This is a genomic window from Tepidibacillus sp. HK-1 (assembly GCF_001748485.2).
Taxonomy (GTDB): domain Bacteria; phylum Bacillota; class Bacilli; order Tepidibacillales; family Tepidibacillaceae; genus Tepidibacillus_B; species Tepidibacillus_B infernus.
In genome coordinates this window covers 1-2,721 of the sequence record NZ_BDGM02000045.1, presented here as the reverse complement: position 1 = coordinate 2,721, position 2,721 = coordinate 1, and the positions used below count along the sequence as shown (strand labels likewise).

Genomic DNA, 2,721 nt, shown 5'->3' with positions numbered 1-2,721 from the left:
TCAGCTGAGATACATGGCAGAGCAAGACCTTGTCGGATTAGAGGCAAAACGGAGATACTCAAAACCGCCGACAAGTGACTTACAAAAAACTTAACTTTTTTGTGTCCAAGATATTGACTCAAGTCCAATATTATAAAGGAAGTAATTATAAAGGAATTACAGGTTTTAGCCTTGATATAAATATTATTATTAAAAGATAACCCATTCGATAAGTCGAATGGGTTATATAAGTTTTAAATTATTTTTTTGAATTCTTTAAAGAAATTTTCTTGTGGATTTCCTTTATACATCATCCAATTATGAATTGATTTTAAGATAAACCTATTATAGTAAATTTCTTTGTTTTGTTTATCGGTACTTGTCATTTCCTTCTTATCTGATTTAAGGTCGGGTATCATGTGACAATCCTTATATTTTATTTTTTTCCCACATCTACAATAACCAAGAGGATTTAAAAATTTAGGATATTCTTCTGGTTTAAACGGTTTGGCTTCAGGACCAATCCACTCACTTTTCGGAAGTTGTTCCCTTGTTAAAAGCCATATTTGATGCCTTAATAACCATATTGAAATCAAAGATAAAGCCTTTAGCAATCGTTGTAGTGGGTCAAACCCTAATTTTGAAGGATTATCCGTATAGCAAAAGGAATCTGGTATAAATATTTCCTGACCATCTAATTTAGAAAAATTACCAACATTTAAATGGGGATGGTCAGGATAGATATTATAATTAATTTGAGGTTCAATAGCAACAGCAATTGGCTGTCCCTGATAAACATTAAAATTCCCAGGGTGTACTGCAACTAAAAAAGTTTGTTCTTTTAGATTAGGCAAAACCTTTTTAATATTTGCAGGGATGTGGTGTTTTTCATTACAGGTTAAAGAGTGCCTAACTTGTCCATATAAAACATCAATAATTTTGTCATTAATAATATCTGATATGATTGATTCCAATTCTTCAATAGGAGGGTAAGGGGTGATTTCTAAAAGAAACCATCCCGAACCACTATAACTTTTAAACCATTTAATAGGAAAGTAATTTTGCAACTGTTCGATTATTACTTTATCCATAGATTACTTCAATAATGCATGAGAATTGCCAGGATTTGTCGAGATTCTTTGACCACCGTTGTGTCCTTTTTGGTCATTACCCTTTTCTTGCTTTGGGTCTTGATGTCCAATATGTTTACCATTATTTTTTTCATTCATATAAATCACCCTTCTTTTATTAGTAGCGGGTTATATAAAGAAACACAACTTTTCCTATAATACTATCCTCCTTGAAAATCCATGAAGAAAGGCGAAATGCGAACAACTACGAACATAATGTGAAACATTTAATTATGCTCTTGCAATTTATCGTATTTTCTTATATATTATTTTTGTGGTGTTAAATAATATGTACCTTTTTCAATGGGAAAAGGTATATTTGCGTTTAAATATATTTCCCATCTTTTAGAATATCATAGTTTAATAGATTTGTCAAAATATTTATATTATTAAATTAGTAGATTGATAGAACATCCATAATGGATGTTTTTTTATTTGTTACAGTAGTAATAAGAGGCTTGAGAAAGATATCTTTCTCAAACCTTAAATTTTAATGAGCTGAATCTTCAACTGTTTATTAATTTTCTCAATTCATCAACTGTAAGAAATGGTTCTCTATGTAGCATTCTATGACAGTTAGAACAAACCATTGCCATATCTTCAATTTTTGTTCCATTTTCTTTAATTTTAGATATGGGGGTAGTATGATGTGCTTCTATAAAACCATATCCTCTCTTGCCATATACTTTATAAAAATTAAAATTACATACTTCACAAAATAATTGCCCGTTGTGTTTTTTTATAAATATATCTTTTGCATCTTTTATGAGTTTTGGATTTCTATCGATATAATTGTGTAATCTGAATGCTCTCTTTCCTTCGTAGTAATAATCATTTTCTTTATATTCATCTGCATTTTTGTCTATATGTAATTTATTAACGACCTTATTTAATTCTATATCATTGTTGTATTGATTTAGCTTTATCAATATATCGAATGATGGATATTTTTTACGTAATTGAATCTTTAATTCTTTTCTGCCGAGATTTTCATATTCTCTCATAGTGAAATTAAAAATATTATCCCATGTAGCTTTTCTTTTATAAATTCTTTCATAATCTTTTAAGACTTTATCAAGGTCCTCTTCATTTATGTCTTTATAGAATATTGATGAATACAATTCCTTATTTGGAGTATATCCTGCTCTTTTCATTTCATTGATTATTTTTTTCCATCTTTATAATTCTCTGATAAAATTAAGAGTAATTTATATATTTCTTCGGTCATTTCTAACCCGAAAGATTGAAACTTTTCCTTTAAATCAATTACTTCTTCATAATTTTCCGTATTACTTATAAAGTAAGCAAATATTGGATAATCGACTGAAATAGAGTTTTTGGTAATGAATTTAATCTGATTTAGTATAAACTTTTTCATAGCTATCTCCTTATACTGTTAAGAATTTAAGAATGAAGGTTATATAAATAATGAACCTTTTTAGAATATATCCAAAAGGTTCGTAAAAGTAGTTATTGTATTTTAAATGAATCAATTTCATAATTCCTTCTTTTAAAGAAAGACAGACCTGCAGAATTTAAATCGTTTTTAAAATTTTTAAGTTTTTAAGCAGCTTTTTGTTGGTTCAACTTGGCATTAATCCGATCAACAGCT

Annotated in this window: 4 protein-coding genes; all 4 read right to left on the bottom strand. The window is 28.4% G+C overall.

Annotated elements, in window-relative coordinates; translation table 11 throughout:
- Positions 1-233: 233 nt before the first annotated feature.
- A complete protein-coding gene (locus BEN26_RS13690; RefSeq protein ID WP_069799697.1) occupies positions 234-1,070 on the bottom strand; it encodes a hypothetical protein in 837 nt (278 codons plus the stop codon).
- A gap of 3 nt (positions 1,071-1,073) precedes the next feature.
- Positions 1,074-1,208, bottom strand: a complete 135-nt coding sequence (locus tag BEN26_RS14185) for a hypothetical protein (RefSeq protein WP_255421914.1) — start codon at positions 1,206-1,208, stop codon at positions 1,074-1,076.
- A gap of 407 nt (positions 1,209-1,615) precedes the next feature.
- Positions 1,616-2,263 carry an HNH endonuclease gene (locus BEN26_RS13685; protein ID WP_084818831.1) on the bottom strand — a complete coding sequence of 216 codons (648 nt, stop codon included), beginning with the start codon at positions 2,261-2,263 and terminating at the stop codon, positions 1,616-1,618.
- Positions 2,264-2,271: 8 nt separating this feature from the next.
- Positions 2,272-2,487 carry a hypothetical protein gene (locus BEN26_RS13680; RefSeq protein ID WP_069799699.1) on the bottom strand — a complete coding sequence of 72 codons (216 nt, stop codon included), beginning with the start codon at positions 2,485-2,487 and terminating at the stop codon, positions 2,272-2,274.
- Positions 2,488-2,721 lie beyond the last annotated feature (234 nt).

Coding starts and splice junctions, on each gene's coding strand:
- BEN26_RS13690 (WP_069799697.1), bottom strand. CDS start 1,070: ATGGATAAAGTAATAATCGAACAGTTGCAAAATTACTTTCCTATTAAA.
- BEN26_RS14185 (WP_255421914.1), bottom strand. CDS start 1,208: ATGAATGAAAAAAATAATGGTAAACATATTGGACATCAAGACCCAAAG.
- BEN26_RS13685 (WP_084818831.1), bottom strand. CDS start 2,263: ATGAAAAGAGCAGGATATACTCCAAATAAGGAATTGTATTCATCAATA.
- BEN26_RS13680 (WP_069799699.1), bottom strand. CDS start 2,487: ATGAAAAAGTTTATACTAAATCAGATTAAATTCATTACCAAAAACTCT.